Genomic DNA, 22,163 nt, shown 5'->3' on the forward strand with positions numbered 1-22,163 from the left:
GCGCCGCTCAATAGGGATTTGTGTTGCCGGTATCGAAACACGGTGCTGCTTTCCGTTGAATTGCCCAAGCCTTGCACGGAATTCTTGCCGTTCCGTTGCCATCACAGCATAAGGGCTCCTGCATCTTGGATCAACAAATCCCACGATCGGAGCATTTTTGTGACCTACGAGGAACTAATTCCTGTCATCCGCCGCCTGGCGCTCGAGGCGGGCGACCAGATCATGGCGATCTACAACGCCGACGATTTCGCGGTGAAGGTGAAATCTGATTCCAGCCCGGTGACCGAGGCGGACGAGGCCGCCGACGCGCTGATCTCGGCCGGGCTGCGCGCGGCATTCCCTGATATCCTGCTGGTGACCGAGGAACAGGCGGCCTCGCACAGCCAGACGGGCGATACCTTCCTGATCGTCGATCCGCTGGACGGGACCAAAGAATTCATCAACCGGCGCGGCGATTTTACGGTGAATATCGCGCTGGTGGAAAGTGGCACGCCAACGCGCGGGGTGGTCTATGCCCCGGCCAAGGGGCGGATGTTCTATACTCTGGCCGACGGTTCGTCGGTCGAGGAGACCGGCGCACTGGACAAAGAGACCCCCGGTGAACTCTCTCCGATCCGGGTGGCGCAAGCGGATAATGCCGCGTTGATGGTGGTGGCGTCGAAATCGCACCGCGACCAGGCGACCGAGGATTACATCGGCAAATACGCCGTCAAGGACAGCAAGAGCGCCGGTTCCTCGCTGAAATTCTGTCTGGTGGCCACGGGCGAGGCCGATCTTTACCCGCGTGTTGGCCGCACCATGGAATGGGACACCGCCGCCGGTCACGCCGTTCTGGCCGGAGCCGGGGGCAAGGTGGTACGTTTCGACAATCACCAGCCGCTGACCTATGGCAAGGAAGGCTATGCCAACCCGTTCTTTATCGCCTACGCGCCCAGCGTCACCCTCAAGGAAGCCTGAATGTCCGTCCTCATCGCCATTCCCGCCCGCTATGCCTCGACCCGCTATCCCGGCAAGCCGCTGGTCAGCCTGACCGGCGCCAGTGGCAAGGAAATGACGCTGATCGAACGCTCGTGGCGGGCGGCGATGGCGGTACGTGGCGCCGACCGGGTGGTGGTCGCCACCGATGACGACCGCATCCGCGAGGTGGCCCAAGGCTTCGGGGCCGAGGTTGTCATGACCTCGTCCAACTGCGTCAACGGCACCGAGCGCTGCGCCGAGGCGCATGCTGCGCTGGGCGGTGGGCACGACATCGTGGTCAACCTGCAAGGCGATGCGCCGCTGACGCCGCACTGGTTTGTCGAGGACCTGGTTTCAGGCCTGCGCGCCGCGCCCGGGGCCGACATCGCCACGCCGGTGCTGCGCTGCGACGGGATGGCGCTGAACAGTTTTCTGAACGACCGCAAACATGGCCGCGTCGGCGGAACCACGGCGGTGTTCGCCGCCGACCGCAGCGCGCTTTACTTCTCCAAAGAGGTGATCCCCTTCACCTCGCAGATCTATGCCGACGACGCGCCGACCCCGGTGTTCCACCATGTCGGCGTCTATGCCTATCGACCCGGCGCGCTGGCGGATTATCCGACCTGGCCGATGGGGCCGCTGGAAACCCTCGAGGGGCTGGAACAGCTGCGTTTCATGGAAAACGGGCGCAAGGTTCTGTGTGTCGAGGTCGAGGCGCGCGGGCGCCAGTTCTGGGAGCTGAACAACCCCGAAGACGTGGCCCGGATCGAAGAGATGATGGCCGCGATGGGGCTGGACTGACACGAGGGACCGGATGACCAGCAGCCCCGCACCGCCGCTCTCGCCGATCGGATGGGCCGATGCCTATCGGTTGCGATGGAAACGGCGGCGGTTGCTCTGGCGTGCTTTCCGCAGCCGCCACGCGCTGACCGCGTTATCCGACCGCACCGCGGCGATCCGACCGGGTCAGGTGCTGGCCGTTACCACGCTCAGGAACGAAGCGCTGCGCCTGCCCTGGTTCCTGGACTATTACCGAAACCTCGGTGTCGATCACTTTCTGATGGTCGACAACGGCAGCGACGATGGCAGCGACGAGCTGCTGATGGCGCGGCCCGATGTTTCGCTCTGGCGGACCGGGGCCAGTTACCGCGACTCCCGCTTCGGGCTCGACTGGATGACATGGCTTCAGATGCGCCACGCGCACGGGCATTGGTGCCTGATGGTCGATGTTGACGAGCTGCTGGTCTATGCACATCACGACCGCCGCGACCTGCATGCATTGACTGGCTGGCTGAATGGGCAAGGGCGGGACAGCTTTGGCGCCCATATGCTGGACCTTTACCCCAAGGGGCCGGTCGCGGCGCAGATCCATGCGCCGGGCGACGATCCGCTGGATATCCTGCACTGGTTCGATGCCGGCCCCTATCGCGCCCAGCGCCAACAGCCTCTGGGGAACCTGTGGGTTCAGGGCGGCGCGCGCGAGCGGATGTTCTTTGCCGATGAGCCGCGCCGATCACCGACATTGAACAAGATACCGCTGATCCGCTGGGACCGACGTTATGCCTATGTGAACTCGTGTCATTCCGCCCTGCCCCGCCGACTGAACGCGGCCTATGGCGGGCCGGGGGACAGCGCGCCCTCGGGCGTGCTGCTTCACACCAAATTTCTGCCCGACATTGTTTCCAGATCGGCCGAAGAAAAGACCCGACAGCAGCATTTTCACACGCCTGCCGATTTCGACCATTACTATGACGAGCTGACCGCCTCACCCGATTTCTGGACATCATCCTCGACCCGGTTCGCGGGCTGGACGCAATTGAGCGCGCTCGGGCTTCTTTCGCCCGGAGGTTGGGATTAGAGCCAGAATACAACCGAGACCCGGGGAAAGTCACGGTTACGGCATCAGGATTGACGTAACGCTTTCTAAACCCGTTGCTTCCATAGATGTTTCAGTGACATAAACGGTCAATACCAATAGGGTTTGTTGGTTATAAGTACCGGGCATGCTCGCGTCATAAGAAGAGTGGATAGCAGCGTGAGCCTTTGGGACTCCTATCGGATGAGAGTGCGGCGCAAGCGCCGTCTTTTGCGTTGCATCCGCAAATCTCGGGAATTGCGCGCCATTCAGAACAATACCGCTGCAATTCGACCAGGCGATGTTCTCTTGGTCTCGACTGTCCGGAACGAAAAGATCCGCTTGCCCTACTTTTTGCGTTACTACCGCGAGCTGGGTATCGACCATTTCCTGATCGTCGACAATGACAGCACCGATGGCACGCTCGATTACCTTGCTGGGCAGTCCGATGTTTCAGTCTGGCACACCACGCACAGCTATAAATCCGCCACCTTCGGCGTCGACTGGATGAACTGGCTGAAGCGGAACTATGCACATAACCATTGGGTCCTAGTCGTCGATCCCGACGAATTCTTCATTTACCCTTTCTGCGACACGCGCCCTATCCAGGCGCTGACCGACTGGCTGGACAATTCCTCGATCCGGTCCTTCAGCGCGATGCTGATCGACGTTTATCCAAAGGGCCGGATTGACGACGTTCCCTATGTCGAAGGGCAGAACCCGCTAGAGATTGCGAATTGGTTCGACAGTGGTAACTATTCGATCAAGAAGAACCCCGAATACGGCAATCTCTGGATCCAGGGCGGTCCGCGCAGCCGGGTGTTCTTTCCCGACAACCCCAAAAAGGCACCCGCACTGAACAAGACTCCGCTGGTTAAATGGAACCGGCGGTATGCCTATGTAAGCTCGACCCACGCCTTGCTGCCGCGCGGCCTTAATCAGGTTTATGACGAGTGGGGCGGTGAAAAGGCCAGCGGCGCGCTGCTGCATACCAAGTTTCTGAACACGTTCACTGCCAAGGCAGCCGAGGAGCTGACACGCCGCCAGCACTACTCCAACTCGGTTGAATACAAGGCCTATGCGGACCGGGTGCAGGACCAGCCCGACCTGTGGTGCAAATGGTCCGAGAAATACATCAACTGGCGCCAACTCGAGATCCTCGGCCTCATGTCCAAGGGGAACTGGGCATGAGCACGGTCGGTATCGTCATGCTGGTTCATACTGCGCTCGATCGTGCACAGCAGGTGGCACACCACTGGACCGCCTCTGGCTGTCCCGTAGTGATCCATGTCGACCGCAAGGTGCCCCGGAAGGCGTTCAAGGCGTTTCACGATGCCTGCATCAAGGACCCGCTGATCCGGTTCAGCACCCGACACCGCTGCGATTGGGGGACCTGGGGGATCGTCGCGGCATCTCAATCGGCGTCCGAGCAACTGCTCGAGGAATTCACCGATATCCGGCATGTTTATCTGGCTTCCGGTTCGTGCCTGCCGCTAAGACCTGTGCAAGAGCTGATCGACTATCTGGCCGCCCGGCCACGCACCGATTTCATCGAAAGCGCCACCACCGCCGATGTACCCTGGACCGTCGGCGGCCTCGATCACGAACGCTTCACCCTGCGCTTTCCCTTTTCTTGGAAAAAGCATCGCTATCTATTCGACAGATACGTCAGCTTTCAGCGGCGCTTGGGATTCAAGCGCAAGATACCCGCTGGGCTGGTGCCACATATGGGCAGCCAGTGGTGGTGCCTGACGCGGCATACCTTGTCTGCGATCCTTCAGGACCCCGAGCGCGACACTTATGACCGCTATTTCCGCAAGGTCTGGATCCCCGACGAGAGTTACTTCCAGACGCTGGCCCGACAGTTCTCGGCCAATATCGAAAGCCGCTCTCTGACGCTGAGCAAGTTCGATTTTCAAGGCAAACCGCATATTTTCTACGACGATCACCTGCAATTGCTGCGCCGGTCCGACTGTTTCGTCGCACGCAAGATTTGGCCACGGGCCGAACGCCTGTATCAGGCCTTTCTGACCGACCAGGCCGGTGCCATGAAACGAACCGAACCGAACCCGGGCAAGATCGACCGGATTTTTGCCAAGGCGGTCGAGCGTCGAACGCGTGGACGCGACGGGCTGTATATGCAAAGCCGCTATCCCCGCCATGGCAACGAAAACGGCCTTACCTCGAACCCCTATTCGATGTTCCAGGGCTTTACCGAACTGTTCGAGGATTTCGAGCCCTGGTTGTCCAGGGCCACCGGAACCCGGGTACATGGGCATCTCTTTGGCCCCGACCGCGCCGAATTCTCCGGTGGTGAGCGGCTGATCAACGGCGCGCTTAGCGATTGCGCCCAGCTACGAGACTATAACCCTACCAGCTTCCTGACCTCACTGATCTGGAACACAAGGGGTGAGCGACAGTGTTTCCAGTTCGGCCCCGCCGACAATCAGGAAATCAACTGGCTGCTGGCACGCGACCCCAACGCTCAGATCTCGGTCATTACCGGCGCCTGGGCGGTGCCGCTGTTCAAGTCGAACCGCAACTTTGCCGACCTGCGCAAGGAGGCCGCGCGCCTGCAAAGGATCGAAAGCAAGCATCTGGAGATCCTGCGCTCGGTCTGGACAAAGGCGCGGGTGCGGATCTGGACCATGGCCGAGTTTGTCGAGGCCCCGATGGAACCCATCCAGACCATCGTCGATGAAATCGGGCAATCCAGCCCGCGCCGCCTGACCGAAGCGCCGACAATGGTCGATCTGACCGGCTTTGGACAGTTCCTGCAGAACCTCAAGAATCAGGGCATGCACCCCTATCTGATGGGCGATTTTCCGGTCGAGCCGGCCCCGGTCAACAACCCCAAACCCAACCGCAAACCCTATCTGGTGCGATAAGGACGTATGAGCAGCCCTTTCGATTACTTTGTCGTCTTCGCCGAAATGCGGACCGGCTCCAACTTTCTCGAGGCGAACCTGAACGCGCTGGACGGGGTTGCCTGTGTCGGCGAAGCGTTCAACCCGCATTTCATCGGCTATCCCAACAAGACCGAGATACTGGAAATCAGCCAGCAGATGCGCGACGCAGACCCGCAATGCCTCATTGATGCGGTGCGCGGCGCGCGCGGTGTGCTGGCCGGATTCCGGTTCTTTCACGATCACGATCCGCGGATCCTGGACCTGATGCTGAACGATCCGCGCTGCGCCAAGATCATCCTGACCCGAAATCCGCTCGACAGCTATGTCTCGTGGAAGATCGCCAAGGAAACCGGACAGTGGAAACTGACCAACATCAAGCGTCGGAAAGAGGCACAGGCCCACTTCAATGCCGAGGAATTCGCACGCCACGTCGAGGCGTTACAGGATTTCCAGGTCTTTCTGCTCAACAGCCTTCAGCGCAGTGGCCAGACCCCGTTCTATGTCGCCTATGAGGATCTTCAGGACCTGGCGGTGATGAACGGGCTGGCGCAATGGCTGGGCGTGCCCGCGCGGCTGGACCAACTGGATGACAACCTGAAGCGCCAGAACCCCAGCCCGGTCACGTCCAAGGTGGTGAATGCGGGTGAGATGGTCGAGGCCCTGAGTGGGCTGGACCGTTTCAACCTGACACGGACTCCCAATTTCGAACCGCGCCGTGGCCCCGCGGTACCGACCTATGTTACCGGCGCGGTGACACCTTTGATCTATCTGCCAGTGCGTGGCGGCCCCGAGGACGAGGTTCGCCGCTGGATGGCAGAACTGGACGGTGTTGTCGATGCGGCGCTGGGCACCGGCCTGAACCAGAAACAGGTACGCGGCTGGCTCAAGGGTAACGAGGGGCACCGCTCGTTCACGGTGCTGCGTCACCCTTTGGCACGTGCGCATTCGGCCTTTTGCCATCGCATCCTGAACAAGGGGCCGGGCTGTTTCACCAAAATCCGCAACACCCTGCGCCGACAGTTCAACCTGCCGATACCCGAGGACAGCCCCGGCCCGGATTACGGACGCGCCGATCACCGCGCCGCGTTCGAGGCGTTTCTGGAATTTGTCCGCATGAACCTCGCCGGACAGACAGCGATCCGCATTGACGGATCCTGGTGCAGTCAGGCTCAGGCGCTAAACAGCTTTTCCGACTTCGTCAGTCCAGACCTGATCCTGCGCGAAGACGAAATCGCGAGCGATTTGCCTGCGCTGGCCCGCCGCTTCGGCCATGCCGAACCACCCGAACCGCCTCGTGCCGCCCCCGATACGCCGATCCCGCTGGGCGATATCTATGATGACGCGCTCGAGGCACTGGCCGCCGACATCTATCAGCGCGACTATATCCTGTTCGGGTTCGGGAAATGGGCCGGCAGCCAGGCGTGACGCAGATTGGCTAGGCCCCGAGATCTGGCATGAGATCAGCGCAGTCTTGCGCCACCCATTCCCGAAACGCCCGCAGATGGGGTTCGTCCCAACGGTCACGCATACCGATCAGGACATATCCCCCTTGTGGTGTGACACAGGTCATCTCGGGAAAGGGAAGCACAAGCGCTCCATTCCGCAGTTCTTCGTGACACAGAGCCAGGTCCGCCATCACAACGCCTGACCCCATCGCCGCCGCCCTTGCGGCCATATCCAGATTCGGAAATGTCGGTCCGCTTGCCGCATCAATCCCGCGTATCCCAAAGCTGGCCAGCCAATGCGCCCAGTCCCGGCGCTGCGGAGATTCATGCAACAAGACCATCCGCGCAAGATCTGAAGGTGTCCTGAGGGACTGTTGACGTAGCAAAGCCGGGGAACAGGCCGGGGACAGCACCATTGGGAACAGCGGCATGCTGGTGATACCCGCTGGCCGTCCGTGGACATGTTCGACCGACACACCGAGATCATATTCGGTACCGTCAAATCCCTTGGCGCCGTAAAACTCTGTGGTCATCCGGACACGGATGCCGGGATGCGCTGCCTGGAAGTTCTCCAGTCGTGGAAACAGCCAGCGAATTGACAACGCCGGCGGACAGATGATCCGGATGTCCTGAGTCACGGAAGAGATCTGTTCGGCTTCTCGTCCGATCCGGGCAAACGCCTCGGTCAACACAGGCAGCAACTGCCGCCCCGCCGCGGTCAGATCGACCCCGCGGTGGTTTCGGTGGAACAGGGCAACGCCCAGATGCTCCTCCAACAACTTGATGTGACGGCTCACAGCACCTCGGGTCACGCAAAGCTCCTCGGCGGCCGCAATGTACCCATTGTGACGCGCGGCAGCTTCAAATGCGCGCAGAGCATTCAACGGCGGCAATCGCATATGCAAACCCTTTGGATTAGATTTCCTAAGCCAAGTTACGAGAAAGCTTGCGTTGAAGGCAAGAGATCGAGGGTCCAGCTTTGGTTATGACCAGACAACCAAGGGGAAAATATCATGAATTCTTGCAGCGTTTACGAAAGCCCTGTGAATGCCGCCAAGCCGGGATTGCGCGCCTGGTTCTTTCGTTGGATCAGCATTATTGATCGAAAGAGAGAGCGGGAGCGTGCGGTGCTCGAAGCGGATCTGATCCGCCTCGCGGAAACCGCGCCGCATCTGCTGGCGGATATCGGATTTGCGGTGGATCCGCTGCGCAGCAACACAGCAACAACAGTGTGGGTCTCGCCCGACAATGATCTGGCCTTTGAACAACCGGGGCCAGCTGCGATCACGCGCGCAGGGTGATCACCGTTCCGTCGCGCACCATGGCATAAATCTCTTCAATCTCTTCATTCCTGACGGCGATGCAGCCTGCGGTCCAATCCGGTTGTTTCTTCGCCTTCTTGCGGTCGCGCAACAGGTTGGGCTGCCCATGAATGAAGATCTCGCCGCCCGGCTTCTTGCCCATCGCCTGGGCATAGGCCACGTCGCGGGCATTAGGATAGGATATGCCCAGCGACAGGTGGAACGCACTGTTGGGATTGCGGCGGTCGATCAGATAGGTGCCTTCGGGCGTCTTGCCATCGCCTTCGAACTGTTTGTGCCCGGCCGGGGCAAAGCCCAGATCGACCTTGTATTCCTTCAGCACCTTTTCGTTGTTCAACAGGTACATCTTGCGTGCACCCTTGTTGATCACGACCGAGGTGACCGCAGGTCCGTAATAGCGGCGGAACTTGCTGTCCTGACTGCCGCAGGCCGACAGGCCAAGCGCGGCAACCGCACCAAGACCGAAATGCCGACGATCCATATTCACTGCCTCGTTCTTTTTCTCAATGGTTCTCGGAATACCCCGGAATCGGGGGCGGGCAAAATCACTTTTTGGTTTCACCCAACGCGCCAAGACGCTGTTCGATCTGCTCCAGACGGGCCAGAACCTCGTCCCGATAGGCATCGGTGCGGACACCGTCCTCGGCATGATGGGCGTCCTGCATCGAGTTCACGATCAGACCGACCAGCAGGTTCACCACCGCAAATGTGGTGATCATGATGAAGGGGACAAAGAACAACCAGGCATAGGGATAGACCTGCATCACCGGTCGAACGATGCCCATCGACCAGCTTTCCAGCGTCATGATCTGGAACAGCGTATAGGCAGACAAGCCCAGGTCGCCGAACCAGTCGGGGAAAGAGGCGGCAAAGAGCTTGGTCGCGATCACCGAACCGATGTAAAAGATGATGGTCATCAGCAGGAAAACGCTGGCCATGCCGGGCAGCGCGGTGATGAAGCCCTCGACCACGCGACGCAGGCGCGGTGCAACCGAGATCACCCGAAGAACCCGCAGGATACGTAGGGCCCGCAGCACCGACAGGCCGCCGGCAGCGGGGATCAGGGCGATACCCACGATCACGAAATCGAAGATGTTCCAGCCGTTCAAAAAGAAACGCTGCCGCTGCGCCACCAGTTTCAGAACGATCTCGACGATAAAGATGCCCAGACAGATGCGGTCGGCGGTCAGGATCAGACCACCCCACCGCTCCATCAGATAGGGCGAGGTCTCCATCCCCAGAACAACGGCGTTCAGCATGATCACGGCGGTGATGAACCGGCCAAATCCGGGCCGGTCGATGAATGCCTGCAATCTCTGCATCGCGCGCTCCTTGTTGCTCAGCCGCCGATATGGACCCGCGAGAAGGACGCCGCAAGCTCCACATGCGCCGACCAGCGGAACTGATCGACCACCTGCACCCAATTCAGGCGATAGCCGGCCTGAACCAGCGTTTTCGCGTCACGGGCAAAGGTCACCGGATTGCAGCTGACATAGGCGATGACGGGTGGCTTGGCACGGGCCAGTTCCGCCACCTGCGCCTCAGCCCCGGCTCGGGGCGGGTCCAGCACCACCGCGTCGAATGCGGCAAGCTCGTCGGGCAGCAGCGGGCGGCGAAACAGGTCGCGCGCCTCAGTGATCACACGCTTCAAGCCCGCCGCCCGGCGCCAGCCCTGATCCAGCGCCGTAGTCATCGCGGCCTCGCCCTCGACCGCATGTACCTCGGCGGTCTCGGCCAGCGGCAGTGCAAAGGTGCCGCAACCGGCAAACAGATCGGCGACCCGTCTGGCACCCGCAACCGTTTCCTGCACCGCCGCCAACAACGCCTGTTCACCGTCGCGGGTGGCTTGCAGAAAGGCGCCTGGCGGCGGCGCAACCGCCGCCTTGCCAAAACGTTGCGTGGGCGGGTGTCGCATCGCGATCACCTCACCCTCCCAGGCCAGCCGGGCCAGCCCCTGCGCCTCGGCCAATTGTCCCAGCGCCACCTCAAGAGGGCCATCCAATGGTTTGCCACCGCGCACCGCCACATCCAGCCCGGCGTCTGAAAGGGTCAGCGTCACCGCCATGACACCCTTGCGACTGCCACCCAGCATGGCCAGCGCCTCGGCGACCGGAATGGCGGCAAGCAGCGCAGGGTCCAGCAACTGGCATTCGGATATTTCGGTGATCACGTCCGAGGCGCGGCCATGAAACCCGGCAAGCGCGCCCTTCTTGGTGCGTCGCACCGCAATGGTGGCACGACGGCGCGAGCGGGGCGGCGAGGTATGAACGGGGCGCATCTCGGCCTCGACACCCTGAGCCGTGAGCGCGGAATGAACCACTTCCTGCTTCCACTGGGCAACAAATCCGTCCGAGGCATGCTGCAACTGGCAACCGCCGCAGGCGCGATAATGGCGGCAGGGCGGCGTCACCCGGTGCGGCGACGGGGTCACAACCCGCATATCGGCCAGCCTGTCGCCCTCGGGCGTTCCGCTGACCACTTCGCCCGGCAGGGTACGTGGCACATAGATCGGGCCCGGGGCGATCCCGTCACCCTGATGGCCCAGCCGCGTGATGGTTATCTCTTGTGTCATGGCCGCCTGATACAGGGGCGCGCGCAAGGCGAAAAGCCCCTACTCGGCCGCTTGCGTGCAGATAAACCCGCCGGATTGCCTATGCCAGAACCGCGCATAGAGACCATTGCGGGCCAACAGCGCCTCATGCGTGCCGCTTTCGACGATCCGCCCGCGATCCAGCACCACGATCCTGTCCATTTCCGACAGGGTGGACAGGCGGTGCGCGATGGCCAGCACGGTCTTGCCCTCCATCACGCGATGCAGCGCGCTCTGGATCGACGCCTCGACCTCGCTGTCAAGCGCACTGGTCGCTTCGTCCAGCACTAGGATCGGGGCGTCCTTGAGGATGGCGCGGGCCAGCGCGATACGCTGCCGCTGACCACCGCTCAGCTTGACCCCGCGCTCGCCCAGATATGCATCGTAACCCTTGCGCCCCTTGGCGTCGGCCAAATCCTGAATGAACTCATGCGCCTCGGCTTTTTGGGCGGCGGCTATCAATTCGGCCTCGGTCGCGTCGGGGCGGCCATAGAGGATGTTGTCGCGGGCAGACCGGTTGAACATTGCGGTTTCCTGCGTGACCAGCCCGATCCGTCGTCGCAGGCTGTCTTGCGTCACGGTTGCAATGTCCTGTTCGTCAATGCAGATTTGACCGGTTTCCACCTCGTAGAGCCTTAGGAGAAGCGAAACCAACGTCGATTTTCCCGCCCCCGACGCGCCGACGATCCCCAGTTTCTCGCCCGGCTCGACAGTCAGCGTCAACGCATCCACCCCACCGGTTTCGCGCCCATAGGCAAAGCCGACATTGACGAATTCGATCTTTCCACTGCCTGCAACCAGCGGTTGGGCATCGTGCATATCCTCGATCCGCTCGGCCCGCGCGAGGCTGTTCATGCCGTTCTGAACCTCGCCCAGGTTGGCATAAAGGCTCATCAGCGTGAAACTGACCCAGCCGGACATCTGCGCGATACGGATCGAAACCGAGCCCGCAACCACCACATCGCCGGCACTGGCGCCCCCTGCTCGCCATAGAAGCAGCGCCGATCCAAGCAGGATTACCGGCAAGACGCCTGCCAGAAGCATCAGTAAGAACCGGAAACTGGCAGAAAGCCATCCGAAATCCAGCGACCGCTCGCGCAGGTCGGCCATGGCGTTGCGCGCCGCCACATCCTCGACCTTTGCATGGGCGAAGAGCTTGACCGTCTTGATATTGGTGATCGTGTCGACGACCTGGCCCGACACCATCGCCCGCGCCCCCGCTCGTGCCGCCGACCGTCTGCGGACCCGTGGCAGATACCAGCGGATAAGCAGGAAGTAGGCGCCGAGCCACAGGGCAAAGGGCAGCATCACCAATGGATGAATAGACCCTAACAAGGCCAGACTACCGACCAGAGAGGCCAAGGCGAACACAATCGCGCTGATCGTCTCGGACACAACCGAAGTGAGCGCACTTGCGGTTTGCATCTGTTTTTGCGCGATCCGTCCGGCAAAATCGTCGTCAAAGAACCCGACCGACTGACCCAATGTCCAGCGGTTCAGCCGGGCCAGCACCAACGGCGGAATATTGGGCATGACGACATAGTTGTTCGACAGCGCCGACAGGCCGAATGCAACCGGTCGGATCAGCACAAAGAACGCCACCGCCGCCAGAATTGCCCCCAGATTGGTCCCGTCAAAAAACCCTTCGGGACCCAGTTCGACCGCCCGGTCGACCACCTGCCCCAGGATCCAGGCGGTGACCGCCTCGAACATGCCCGCCATTGCCGAAAACAGCGCGGCGGCAAACAAGACCGGCCAGGCACCATTCAGCGCCCAGCGGATGAACGCCCCCAGCCGCTGGGGCGGGGGCGTATCCGTGTCACGAAACGGGTCGATGAGGTCGGCAAGCCTCATCCATCGGCCTCGACATTCAGGAATCCGCCCGATTGCCGCGCCCAGAACTGGGCATAAAGCCCACCCTGCGCCAACAGATCGGCGTGACCGCCTTCCTCGACGATCCGGCCCTGATCCAGCACCAGGATACGGTCCATCTGCGCGATAGTGCTCAGCCGGTGAGCGATGGCGATCACGGTCTTTCCTTCCATCATGCCGTAGAGCGTGTCCTGTATGGCAGCCTCGACTTCGGAATCTAGGGCGCTGGTCGCTTCGTCCAACAGCAAAATCGGCGCATCCTTGAGAATGACACGCGCTAGCGTCACCCGTTGACGTTGCCCGCCGCTCAGCTTGACCCCGCGCTCGCCCACATGAGCGTCATAGCCACGCCTGCCCTGCGGATCTTCGAGATCGAGGATGAAGTCATGCGCCTCGGCCTGTTTGGCGGCGGCGATCATTTCTTCCTCTGTTGCGTCGGGACGACCGTACAGCAGGTTGTCGCGGACCGAACGGTGCAACAGTGCGCTGTCCTGCTGCACCATGCCGATATGGCTGCGCAGGCTGTTCTGGGTCACTCGGGCGATATCCTGCCCGTCGATCAGGATACGACCGCTATCCGGGTCGTAGAACCGGAGCAGCAGTTTGACCAGTGTCGACTTGCCCGCGCCCGAACGCCCGATCAGCCCGATCTTTTCGCCCGGCGCAATGGTCAGGTCCAACCGATCCAAGCCACCGGCGCCGCGCCCGTAATGATGCGATAGCTGTTGCAGCTCGATCCGGCCCTCGCTCAGCGCGAGCGGCCGGGCATCCGGCGCATCCACCAGGTCGATGGGCTGGGCGATGGTCTCCATCCCTTCGGCCACCACACCCAGCTGGCGGAAAAAGCTGGTCAACGCCCACATGATCCAGCCGGTCATCGCGTTGAGCCGCAGGGTCAGGGCCGAGGCGGCGGCCACCAGGCCAACGCTGGCCTGCCCCTGCATCCAAAGCGCGATGGCCCAGCCAACCACACCGACGATCAACAGCCCGTTCAGGGTAACCAGCACCACATCCATGATGGTAAAGATCCGCATTTCCACCTGAAAGGTGCGGCGCGTTTCCTCGATCGCCTCTCGTGCATAAGCCAGCTCGCGGTCGTCATGGGCGAACATCTTGACCGAATGGATGTTGGTATAGCTGTCCACCACCCGGCCGGTCACGGTCGACCGCGCATCCGAGGCCGCCTGCGACGCCGGCCCCACCCGCTGGATCGTCCAGCGCACCAGCAACGCGTAAAGCGCGAACCAGATCAGCAGCGGCAACAACAACCGGGCATCCGCCGCCATGAGCAAAACTGCTGCTCCAACCAGATAGGCCAGCGAAAACGAAATGGCGTCGAATACCTGGAACACCACCTCGCCCGCCGCCGGAGGGGTCTGCATGATCCTGTTGGCGATACGCCCGGCAAAGTCGTTCTCGAACCAGCCCACCGACTGACGCAGCACATGTTTATGCGCGCGCCAGCGGATAAGGGTGCCAAAGTTTGGCAAAATCGCGTTGTTCAGGACCAATACATCCAGCACATGCAGCGCCGGACGGATCAGCAGAACAAACAGGGCCAGCGCGATCATCTCGGTACCGTAGCGCTCCCACACTTCGGCGGGTGAGCCGTTCAGCACATCGACCACGCGGCCCATGTAATAGATCAGCCAGACCTCGACCCCGGCGACAACGATCGACAACAGGCCAGCCCAGATGAAGACACGCAGAAATGGCTGTGAATAGTCCAGCATGAAGGGCCACAGCCGTGTGGGCGGCGTGTCCGTCTCGTCATAGGCGACAAAGGGATCGACAAGATTTTCGAAAAAGCGAAACATGAAGGATGCTCCGTTGAGCAATTAGGGAATATGCGAAAGAGGCGGCGTGCAGGACACCACCCGAACGGGTCGGTTATCCCAGCCTCAGCTGAACCAGAGCCCGTAATACATTCGCATCCCTCCTATTGGTTTCGCGGCAAACCTAACCTCGCAAGGTTCAGCATGTCACGCAGGATTTGATTGACCTTACGTCAATCATCTCGAGCCAGCAAAGCTGTCCGGCTCAGCGTGAAATCGGATGCGATCCAGTGCGCTTTCAGCGTGGCAAGCCGCGCGCCCAGCGCGGGGCCCGAAAACGCTGGCATCAGGTCGCGAGCGGTGACCGGAAACACGGCCGCAGCACCGCGCGCAATTGCGGCGGGCGCATGCGGGTCAAGCGGTTGTTCCAGCAAGGCGGCCCGCAAGAGAAGCGCATCGCGCGCTGCTTCGACGCCCAGATCATGCCCCAACTCTCCGGCCCCGGCGGTGCCCAAAGCAGCGTGGCGCAGAGTGTCCAGCGCCGCCATCTGCGCCTTGCTCAACCGGAGCGAGGCCAGTGTTTCGCCGTCGCCCAGCGCAGCCAGCCGCCGGATCGGGTCGGCGCTCAGCCCGTCTTCCAGATGCACCAGAGGCGCCAGCGCTCGATCGTCAGCGCCGGGCAAGAGCTGCGCCAGAACCCCAGCGGCGCGCATAGCGGCGACCGAGGGCGCCGGATCGGGCGCAGCGAGCAACTTCAGCATCTCGGCCCCCACCCTCTCGCGCGAGAGGCGGGTCAGCCCGTCGAGATTGCCGGCAATCGCAGCTAGCGCTTCGGCATCAAAACCGGCATCGGCATCGCCATACCAGGCGTGAAAGCGGAAATAGCGTAGTGAACGCAGGTAATCCTCGCGGATGCGGTCGGTCGCATCGCCGATGAACCTTACGCGCCGCGCCTGCAGATCGGGCAGGCCATCTAGCGGGTCCAGTACCGTGCCGTCCGGCCGGGCATAAAGCGCGTTCATCGTGAAATCGCGTCGCGCCGCGTCCTCGTGGATCGAGTCGGAAAAGGCGACCACCGCACGGCGGCCATCGGTTTCCACATCCCGGCGAAAGGTGGTCACCTCATGCGGAATACCGCCCGCGACCAGCGTCACGGTACCATGGGCGATGCCGGTGGGCACCGCCTTGATCCCGGCCGCCGCAGCCAGCTCCATCACCCGCTCGGGACGGGCATCGGTGGTGATGTCGATATCGCTGACTGGTGCCCCCAGCAGCGCATTTCGGACACAGCCACCGACGAACAGCGCCTGCGCACCGCCATCTGTCAGGGTCCGGCAGACCTTTTGCGTTGCCGGGTGGGTCAACCAGGCCTCGTTGATGCGGGTCACGGCTGCATCCTTTCGGCCAGCCCCCTCAAAATCCGAGCGGTGGCGCCCCAGATATAGTAGGGCCCGAAGGGTACGGTGAAATAATGCCGCCGCTGCCCACGCCAGCGGCGTGATTGCACCGAGTAATTTTCGGGCCGCATCAGATGCGCAAGCGGCACGCTGAACACCTCTTCGACCTCACCCGGCTCTGGCCGGATGTCGAACGCGCGTTCGATCACTGCCACCACCGGTGTCACGGTAAAGGCGGTCACTGTCTCGTGTGACGGCAGGGTCCCCAGCACGCGCGGCAGGTCTCGTGGCAAACCGATCTCTTCCTGTGCCTCGCGCAGCGCGGCAGCGATCACATCGGCGTCGCCTTCATCCTGCTTGCCGCCGGGAAAGGCGATCTGGCCGGGATGATGCTTCAGCGCCGAGGAGCGTTTGGTCAGGATCACCCGGGGTGCGCCGTGGGCCAAGGTCACCGGCACCAAGACCCCAGCGGGGCGCAGTTTGCGCCCCTCGGGCAGGACCGTACCGGGGTTGAGGTCAAAATCGCTCGACCCCGGCCCGGTCCGAGCCAGCGCCGCAAGCAGAGGGCTAACCGGGTCAGTCACCCTGATCCGCCTCGAACCCGACCGAGGCCGGGTCCAGCACGTAATGTGCGCCGCAGAACTGGCAATCAGCGGTCACCGTTCCCTCATCCGTGGTCATGTGCCCGATATCCTTGGCGGAATAGATCGACAGGCTCTGGCGCACCCGCTCCTCGGAACAGGTACAGCCAAACCGCACCGACTGCGCATCGTAGACACGCGGCTGTTCCTCGTGAAACAGCCGTACCAGCAGGTCGGTCGGCGGCAGCGCCGGGCCGATCAGCTCCAGATCCTCGACCGTGTCGAGCAGGATATTGACCCGGTTCCAGTTCTCGCCCTCGGCGCCGTCCACCAGATCGGCGGCGGTCAGAATATCGCCAGAACCCGGACCGCCGGCGGCAAAGGGCGAGGCCTTGGGCATGTGCTGCAACATCACGCCACCTGCGCGCCAATGCTCTGGCACACCCGGTTCGATGGACTTGCCAAAGCGCAGCTGAAACCGTGTCGGCAGCTGTTCGGATTGCGCGAAATAGGCCTCGGCACAGGCGCTCAGCGACCCGCCCGCCAGCGGGGTGATGCCTTGATAGGGCTGGGTCCCCTTGCCCTGATCGATCAGGATCGCGAAATAGCCCTCTCCCACCTGGTCGAAGGGGGCGCCATCGGTCAGCCGGTCGCGGTCGAAACTGGCATAGGCACGGATGCGCGCCGGCTCGCCCTCGATCTGCGGGGCATAGTAATCGGTGGCGATCATCCGCACCGCGCCCTTGGACTGGACCTGCAACGAGAGTTTCCAGCGCAGGCCGATGGTCTGGCCGATCAGCGCGGTCAGCAATGCCATCTCGGCCACCAGGGCCTCGACCACGGTGGGATAATCATGCTGTTTCAGAATGCCGTCCAGCACACCGTCCAGCCGCGCCACGCGGCCACGCATGTCGGGCAAATCGAGCTGAAAGGGCAGGACCGTGTCGTCCCACGCGATTTTGGTTCCGAGTGTCATGGGTTTCCTTGCACGCCAAGTCTTGGCATATCGCGACCATATAGGGTCGGACAAGCCGCGTTGAAAGGGCCTCTACATGATCAGACGTTTTGGGGAAAGCCCCGAGCCGGGGCGCCGCTATATCCGCCGGGTGGGGGCCTATGCCCTGCTGCCGCGCGGATCGGACCTGCTGCTGACCAGCCAGTATGACCCCGATCCCGATCTGCAACTGCCCGGCGGCGGCATCGATCCGGGCGAATCGCCGGTCGCGGCGCTGCATCGCGAGGTTTACGAGGAAACTGGCTGGCTGATTGCCGTACCGCGTCGGGTGGGGGCATTCCGGCGCTTTGCCTATATGCCGGAATACGATCTCTGGGCCGAGAAGATATGTCTTATATACCGCGCCCGGCCCGTGCGTCGTATCGGCCCGCCGACGGAACCCGACCACGCTGCTCTGTGGATGCCGACGCTGGACGCTGCGGGCTTGCTGGGGAATGCCGGTGATCGCCATTTCGCCGCGTGGCACCTGGCGCAGATCAGGGCCCGTTGAACTCGAAGAACGTGGCCGAGACATCGTCCTCAAGCCCGTGTTCGGGCGACATCACCTGCGTCAAGCGCCAGAAAAGGTCATCCAGAAACTCCTGCCCGCCCTGTTCCGGATTACACTCGTTGACCAGTGCAAGCAGCCCCTCGGGCTCCAACATCTCGCCATTGGCGAGACGGCATTCGGTAAACCCGTCGGAATATAACAACAGCCGGTCGCCAACCTCCATCTGCGCCTCGACCTGCGTATAGGGAATGCCCGGCAACAGGCCGATGGGTACGCCGCCCTCGCCGATGAATTCCGCCGTGCCGTTCCGGCGCAACAGCAGAGGATGCGGGTGCCCGGCCTGCACCATCCGCAACATGCCGCTGCGCAGGTCCATGATCGCATAGACCATGGTAAAATACTCTTCGATCCCGGTATCGGCGATCAGGCGCGAGTTCAGGGTTTCGGCCACATCCTGCGGCTGGCGCAGCGCATAGAACTTGTTGAACCGTTTCTCCATCGCGACGTTCTGATCGAAGTACCGGCTGGACAGATAGCCGCCCAGCCGCGCGGTCATCATCGCCGAGGTGATACCGTGGCCCGAGACGTCGATGCTGTAGAATCCGACGCGATTCGGTCCGGGCGAGAACATGCCGACGAGATCACCACCGATATGACCGCACGGTTTCAGCAACAGGCTGATGCGTGACGAACCAAAACCCTGGCTGAAATCGGGCACCAGCGATTCCTGGATCTTGCGCGCCTGAATCAGATCCTTGTCGATGGCGTCATGAGCGCGTTTCAGGTCGTCCAGAGCCTGTTCGATAACCTCGTTCTTGGCCGAAAGCTCTCGCTGCATGCCGATCACGCGGTCCCCGGCCGAAATCCGTGCGCGCAGCTCGTCCGAACTGACCGGCTTGATCAGGAAATCGTCGGCACCGGCGTCAAGCCCTTGCGCTACCTCGTTCTTTTCGCTCTTCGATGTCAGCAGGATGAAATAGCAGTATCGGTCAGAGTTCAGCTGCCGGAACGCCTCGCAGAATTCTACACCGCTCATCCCCGGCATGACCCAATCACTCAGCACCAGATCGGGCATGGCGCTGGCGCAAATCTCCATCGCCTCCTCGCCGCTATCGGCCTCGATTACCTCGAACCCCCATTTTTTCAGAGAGCTCGACAGGATGCGACGCTGTAACCGGCTGTCATCGACAACCAGCACCCGGCGGATTGCGCCCAGTTCCATTTCGGTCTGGGCCTCCATTTCCCTACCATGCAACACTGTCGTCTGTCCCGAATTCACCAAGGCCAAGGATACTGACACGCTAGACAGGCCCCCGTTAACATCTCATGAAAGTGCAAATTGCCGCTTATGCACCTGCCTCTCTTTACCGGCTGTTTACCCTCGATCTCCTAATGATGGGTGAATGGGGCAGACAGAACGGAGGTGCGCCATGATTCACTGGCCCCGCGTGACCCAATTGCGGGAAGAGGTCGGTGCAGAGGATTTTGACGAGGTTGTAGACCTGTTCCTGGAAGAGGTCGAAGAGGTGATCACGCGTCTTCGCCAGACACCGGATCGCCGCCTGCTCGAAAAGGATCTGCATTTCCTCAAGGGCAGCGCGCTCAGCCTTGGGTTCGAATCCTTTTCCGCCCTGTGTCAGGATGGCGAGCGGCAATCCGCCGCCGGTCATGCAGACGCGGTCGATCTGGACGCGATCATCAACAGTTTCGAGGCCTCGAAATCGGCCTTCCAGTCGGAGCTGTCCGACCATATCTGAGCGCGCTCAGATCACGAATTGCGCCAGCGTCTCGTTGCGGGTGATGTCGGTATAGGTGAACCCGGCCTCGTCCAGACGGGCATAAAGGCGCTCGAAATTCTCAGGCTTGGCGGTCTCGATACCGATCAGGACAGACCCGAAATTGCGTGCCGATTTCTTCATGTATTCAAACCGGGCGATATCGTCATCCGGTCCGAGGATGTTCAGAAACTCCTTCAGCGCGCCGGGCCGCTGCGGCAGTCGCAGCAGGAAGTATTTCTTGACCCCCGAATAGCGCTGCGCCCGCTCCTTCACTTCGGGCAGACGCTCGAAATCGAAATTGCCGCCCGAGGTGACACAGACCACGGTCTTGCCCCTGATGAAGCTTTGCACATCCGCCACCGCCTCGACCGACAGCGCGCCCGCGGGTTCCAGCACGATACCCTCGACATTCAGCATTTCGATGATGGTGGTACAGATCCGGTCCTCGGGCATCACCAGCACATCCGACATGTGCCGCGATTTCAGCAGTTCGAATGTCTTTTCGCCGATCCGGCCCACCGCCGCGCCATCAACGAAATTGTCCACATGATCGAGCGTCACCGGATGCCCCGCCGCCAGCGCCGCGCGCAGACAGGCGCCGCCCTCGGGCTCGACAAAGATGCAGTGGCTGCGATCCCCGAACCATGTGGCCACCCCCGCCGACATGCCGCCGCCGCCGACCGGCAGCACCACATGATCGGGCACGCCGCCCAGTTGTTCTTCGATCTCGACAGCCAGCGAGGCCTGCCCCTCGATCACGTCGGCATCGTCGAAGGGCGACAGGAAATGCCCGCCCTCTTGCGCGCACCAGGTCTGTGCGGCAGCCAGCGTCTGGTCGAAATAGTCGCCGGTCAGGTGAATTTCGACCTGATCGCCGCCGAACATCCGGGTTTTCTGGATCTTCTGCTGTGGAGTGGTCACCGGCATGAAGATCACACCCCGCACCCCCATGTGCCGGCACATATAGGCCACGCCCTGGGCATGGTTACCCGCACTGGCACAGACGAACAGCGCCTGCCCCTGCTGCTTGCGCATCGCGTTGAATGCACCGCGGATCTTGTAGGATCGGACCGGACTCAGATCCTCGCGCTTGAGCCAGATATCGGCACCATAACGCGCCGACAGATGGTCGTTGCGCTGCAACGGCGTGGCGGGAAAGACATCGCGCATCGCCTGTTCGGCGGCGCGGGCACGGGACATGAAATCGCTCATTCCGCCTGACTGCCGCAACCCCGCGCCCGAGGCAAGGAATACATTGGTGTACGCGCTTCAGCCAAGCGGGCGCTTTTCCACAAAGACCCCGTAGAGAGTGGTCAGAACACTCGCCCCGAACAGCGATTGCAACAACAACGTCAGAAAAAGCGCGGCAACTGGCCCAACCGTAGGGATGCCGCCCACAAAAGACAGCGCGGTCGAAAGCCCATATTGCATGGCAAACCCCAATGCCGCGACACCCAGCATAGTCCAGTATTGACCGCGCGTCAGCCTCAGCGCGTCGCCGAAACTCAGCGGTTGACCGATGGCAGAGGCAGGCAGGACAAGCAGTACCCTTTGCAACCAGGGCGACAAAAGCAGCAGAAGCGCGAACGCGAGCGCAACCCCCATGCCCCGCGACCCCAACGCTACAGCAAGAGCGGCCATCGCAAAAACGACGGGAAGCGCCACCGCCGCGCAGATCAACCCGATCCCTATAGACAGGGCGAGATAGGCGAGGATTCGCCCCGGACGCAAAGGTGGCACCCAGCCGTCCTGCGCTTCTTCCAACAGAATGAACCGGTGCCAGGTTATCACGATCCAAAGGCTGGCTACTGCTTGAGGCACGAGGACCAACAACGAGAAAAGCAGATGCTGGCGGGTCATCTCGGTGTTATCGAAATCCTTGAGCCCAGCCCCGAAAAACTGTTCAAACGCGGGGCCACTTTGCGTGACCAAGGCCAGCGCCAGTATCGCAAGGCTTCCAAGGATCGCAGGCACCAGGCCTAGTCGTAGGGCTTGCCGCCAATTGCGCAACACCATCTGCACCGCGTGCAGGAAAATCCGCCAACCCAGCATTTTGAAAACCCCTCAACCATAACTTGTTTTGCGCCATGTTGTTTCACCTCGCTTTCCAGCTTCTGTCAACCGCCACAACTTGCCCCCAACCGCAAAAACCGCTACGGCCCTTGCGTCATACGTAA

21 protein-coding genes are annotated in these 22,163 nt (G+C 61.8%); 9 read left to right on the plus strand and 12 right to left on the minus strand.

Features of this window, described 5'->3' with window-relative positions:
- Positions 1-159 precede the first annotated feature (159 nt).
- The 6 genes from cysQ (at position 160) to AC2FNY_RS09870 (ending at position 7,146) form a co-directional block, all read left to right on the plus strand.
- A complete protein-coding gene (gene cysQ, locus AC2FNY_RS09845; protein ID WP_496802333.1) occupies positions 160-957 on the plus strand; it encodes a 3'(2'),5'-bisphosphate nucleotidase CysQ in 798 nt (265 codons plus the stop codon).
- Positions 958-1,758: a 3-deoxy-manno-octulosonate cytidylyltransferase family protein gene (locus AC2FNY_RS09850; protein WP_496802334.1), complete on the plus strand. Its 801-nt coding sequence runs from the start codon at positions 958-960 to the stop codon at positions 1,756-1,758.
- Positions 1,759-1,771: 13 nt separating this feature from the next.
- Entirely contained in the window at positions 1,772-2,815 is a 1,044-nt protein-coding gene (locus AC2FNY_RS09855) for a glycosyltransferase family 2 protein (RefSeq protein ID WP_234139186.1), read from the plus strand.
- Positions 2,816-3,016: 201 nt separating this feature from the next.
- On the plus strand, positions 3,017-4,003 hold the full coding sequence (locus AC2FNY_RS09860) for a glycosyltransferase family 2 protein (protein ID WP_496802380.1): 987 nt from the start codon (positions 3,017-3,019) through the stop codon (positions 4,001-4,003).
- Entirely contained in the window at positions 4,000-5,700 is a 1,701-nt protein-coding gene (locus AC2FNY_RS09865) for a DUF5927 domain-containing protein (protein WP_234165073.1), read from the plus strand. Before AC2FNY_RS09860 ends, AC2FNY_RS09865 begins: the two co-directional genes overlap by 4 nt.
- Before the next feature lie 6 nt (positions 5,701-5,706).
- The gene (locus tag AC2FNY_RS09870; protein WP_496802335.1) at positions 5,707-7,146 is read left to right on the plus strand and encodes a sulfotransferase family 2 domain-containing protein; all 1,440 of its coding nucleotides are present in this window, start codon (positions 5,707-5,709) and stop codon (positions 7,144-7,146) included.
- Between the two features lie 10 nt (positions 7,147-7,156).
- Here AC2FNY_RS09870 and AC2FNY_RS09875 read toward each other — a convergent pair whose 3' ends face one another.
- Positions 7,157-8,065, minus strand: coding sequence for a LysR substrate-binding domain-containing protein (locus tag AC2FNY_RS09875; protein ID WP_234163334.1), 909 nt, complete (start codon positions 8,063-8,065; stop codon positions 7,157-7,159).
- Positions 8,066-8,209: 144 nt separating this feature from the next.
- Between AC2FNY_RS09875 and AC2FNY_RS09880 the strand changes: the two genes are divergently transcribed.
- On the plus strand, positions 8,210-8,467 hold the full coding sequence (locus AC2FNY_RS09880; protein WP_496802336.1) for a hypothetical protein: 258 nt from the start codon (positions 8,210-8,212) through the stop codon (positions 8,465-8,467).
- Here the strand turns inward: AC2FNY_RS09880 and AC2FNY_RS09885 are convergent.
- The 8 genes from AC2FNY_RS09885 to hslO form a co-directional block, all read right to left on the minus strand.
- Positions 8,451-8,969 (minus strand): L,D-transpeptidase family protein, encoded by a 519-nt coding sequence (locus AC2FNY_RS09885; protein WP_234145323.1) that lies wholly within the window; start codon positions 8,967-8,969, stop codon positions 8,451-8,453. The genes AC2FNY_RS09880 and AC2FNY_RS09885 overlap by 17 nt on opposite strands.
- 64 nt (positions 8,970-9,033) lie before the next feature.
- Positions 9,034-9,810 carry an ion transporter gene (locus AC2FNY_RS09890; protein WP_234139178.1) on the minus strand — a complete coding sequence of 259 codons (777 nt, stop codon included), beginning with the start codon at positions 9,808-9,810 and terminating at the stop codon, positions 9,034-9,036.
- Between the two features lie 17 nt (positions 9,811-9,827).
- Positions 9,828-11,060, minus strand: coding sequence for a class I SAM-dependent RNA methyltransferase (locus AC2FNY_RS09895; protein WP_496802337.1), 1,233 nt, complete (start codon positions 11,058-11,060; stop codon positions 9,828-9,830).
- A gap of 39 nt (positions 11,061-11,099) precedes the next feature.
- The gene (locus tag AC2FNY_RS09900) at positions 11,100-12,932 is read right to left on the minus strand and encodes an ABC transporter ATP-binding protein (RefSeq protein ID WP_496802338.1); all 1,833 of its coding nucleotides are present in this window, start codon (positions 12,930-12,932) and stop codon (positions 11,100-11,102) included.
- A complete protein-coding gene (locus AC2FNY_RS09905) occupies positions 12,929-14,767 on the minus strand; it encodes an ABC transporter ATP-binding protein (protein WP_496802339.1) in 1,839 nt (612 codons plus the stop codon). Before AC2FNY_RS09905 ends, AC2FNY_RS09900 begins: the two co-directional genes overlap by 4 nt.
- A 191-nt stretch (positions 14,768-14,958) precedes the next feature.
- On the minus strand, positions 14,959-16,113 hold the full coding sequence (locus tag AC2FNY_RS09910) for a CCA tRNA nucleotidyltransferase (protein WP_496802340.1): 1,155 nt from the start codon (positions 16,111-16,113) through the stop codon (positions 14,959-14,961).
- Positions 16,110-16,706 carry a CoA pyrophosphatase gene (locus tag AC2FNY_RS09915; RefSeq protein WP_496802341.1) on the minus strand — a complete coding sequence of 199 codons (597 nt, stop codon included), beginning with the start codon at positions 16,704-16,706 and terminating at the stop codon, positions 16,110-16,112. The genes AC2FNY_RS09910 and AC2FNY_RS09915 overlap by 4 nt, the downstream gene beginning before the upstream one ends.
- The gene (hslO, locus tag AC2FNY_RS09920) at positions 16,699-17,679 is read right to left on the minus strand and encodes an Hsp33 family molecular chaperone HslO (RefSeq protein ID WP_234165090.1); all 981 of its coding nucleotides are present in this window, start codon (positions 17,677-17,679) and stop codon (positions 16,699-16,701) included. Before hslO ends, AC2FNY_RS09915 begins: the two co-directional genes overlap by 8 nt.
- 76 nt (positions 17,680-17,755) lie before the next feature.
- Between hslO and AC2FNY_RS09925 the strand changes: the two genes are divergently transcribed.
- Entirely contained in the window at positions 17,756-18,208 is a 453-nt protein-coding gene (locus AC2FNY_RS09925) for an NUDIX hydrolase (RefSeq protein ID WP_496802342.1), read from the plus strand.
- Here the strand turns inward: AC2FNY_RS09925 and AC2FNY_RS09930 are convergent.
- Positions 18,195-19,448, minus strand: coding sequence for a fused response regulator/phosphatase (locus tag AC2FNY_RS09930; protein WP_234165091.1), 1,254 nt, complete (start codon positions 19,446-19,448; stop codon positions 18,195-18,197). The two genes, AC2FNY_RS09925 and AC2FNY_RS09930, sit on opposite strands and share 14 nt — an antisense overlap.
- 190 nt (positions 19,449-19,638) lie before the next feature.
- Here AC2FNY_RS09930 and AC2FNY_RS09935 point away from each other — a divergent pair, with 190 nt between their 5' ends.
- A complete protein-coding gene (locus tag AC2FNY_RS09935) occupies positions 19,639-19,965 on the plus strand; it encodes an Hpt domain-containing protein (RefSeq protein ID WP_496802343.1) in 327 nt (108 codons plus the stop codon).
- 6 nt (positions 19,966-19,971) lie between these two features.
- On the opposite strand, the gene ilvA is transcribed toward AC2FNY_RS09935, so the two are convergent.
- Together ilvA and AC2FNY_RS09945 are read right to left on the minus strand one after the other, a co-directional pair.
- Entirely contained in the window at positions 19,972-21,198 is a 1,227-nt protein-coding gene (gene ilvA, locus AC2FNY_RS09940; RefSeq protein ID WP_496802344.1) for a threonine ammonia-lyase IlvA, read from the minus strand.
- A 57-nt stretch (positions 21,199-21,255) separates the two neighbouring features.
- On the minus strand, positions 21,256-22,038 hold the full coding sequence (locus AC2FNY_RS09945) for a hypothetical protein (protein ID WP_496802345.1): 783 nt from the start codon (positions 22,036-22,038) through the stop codon (positions 21,256-21,258).
- Between the last annotated feature and the right edge of the window lie 125 nt (positions 22,039-22,163).

Source organism: Ruegeria sp. BHSC223 (assembly GCF_059613025.1).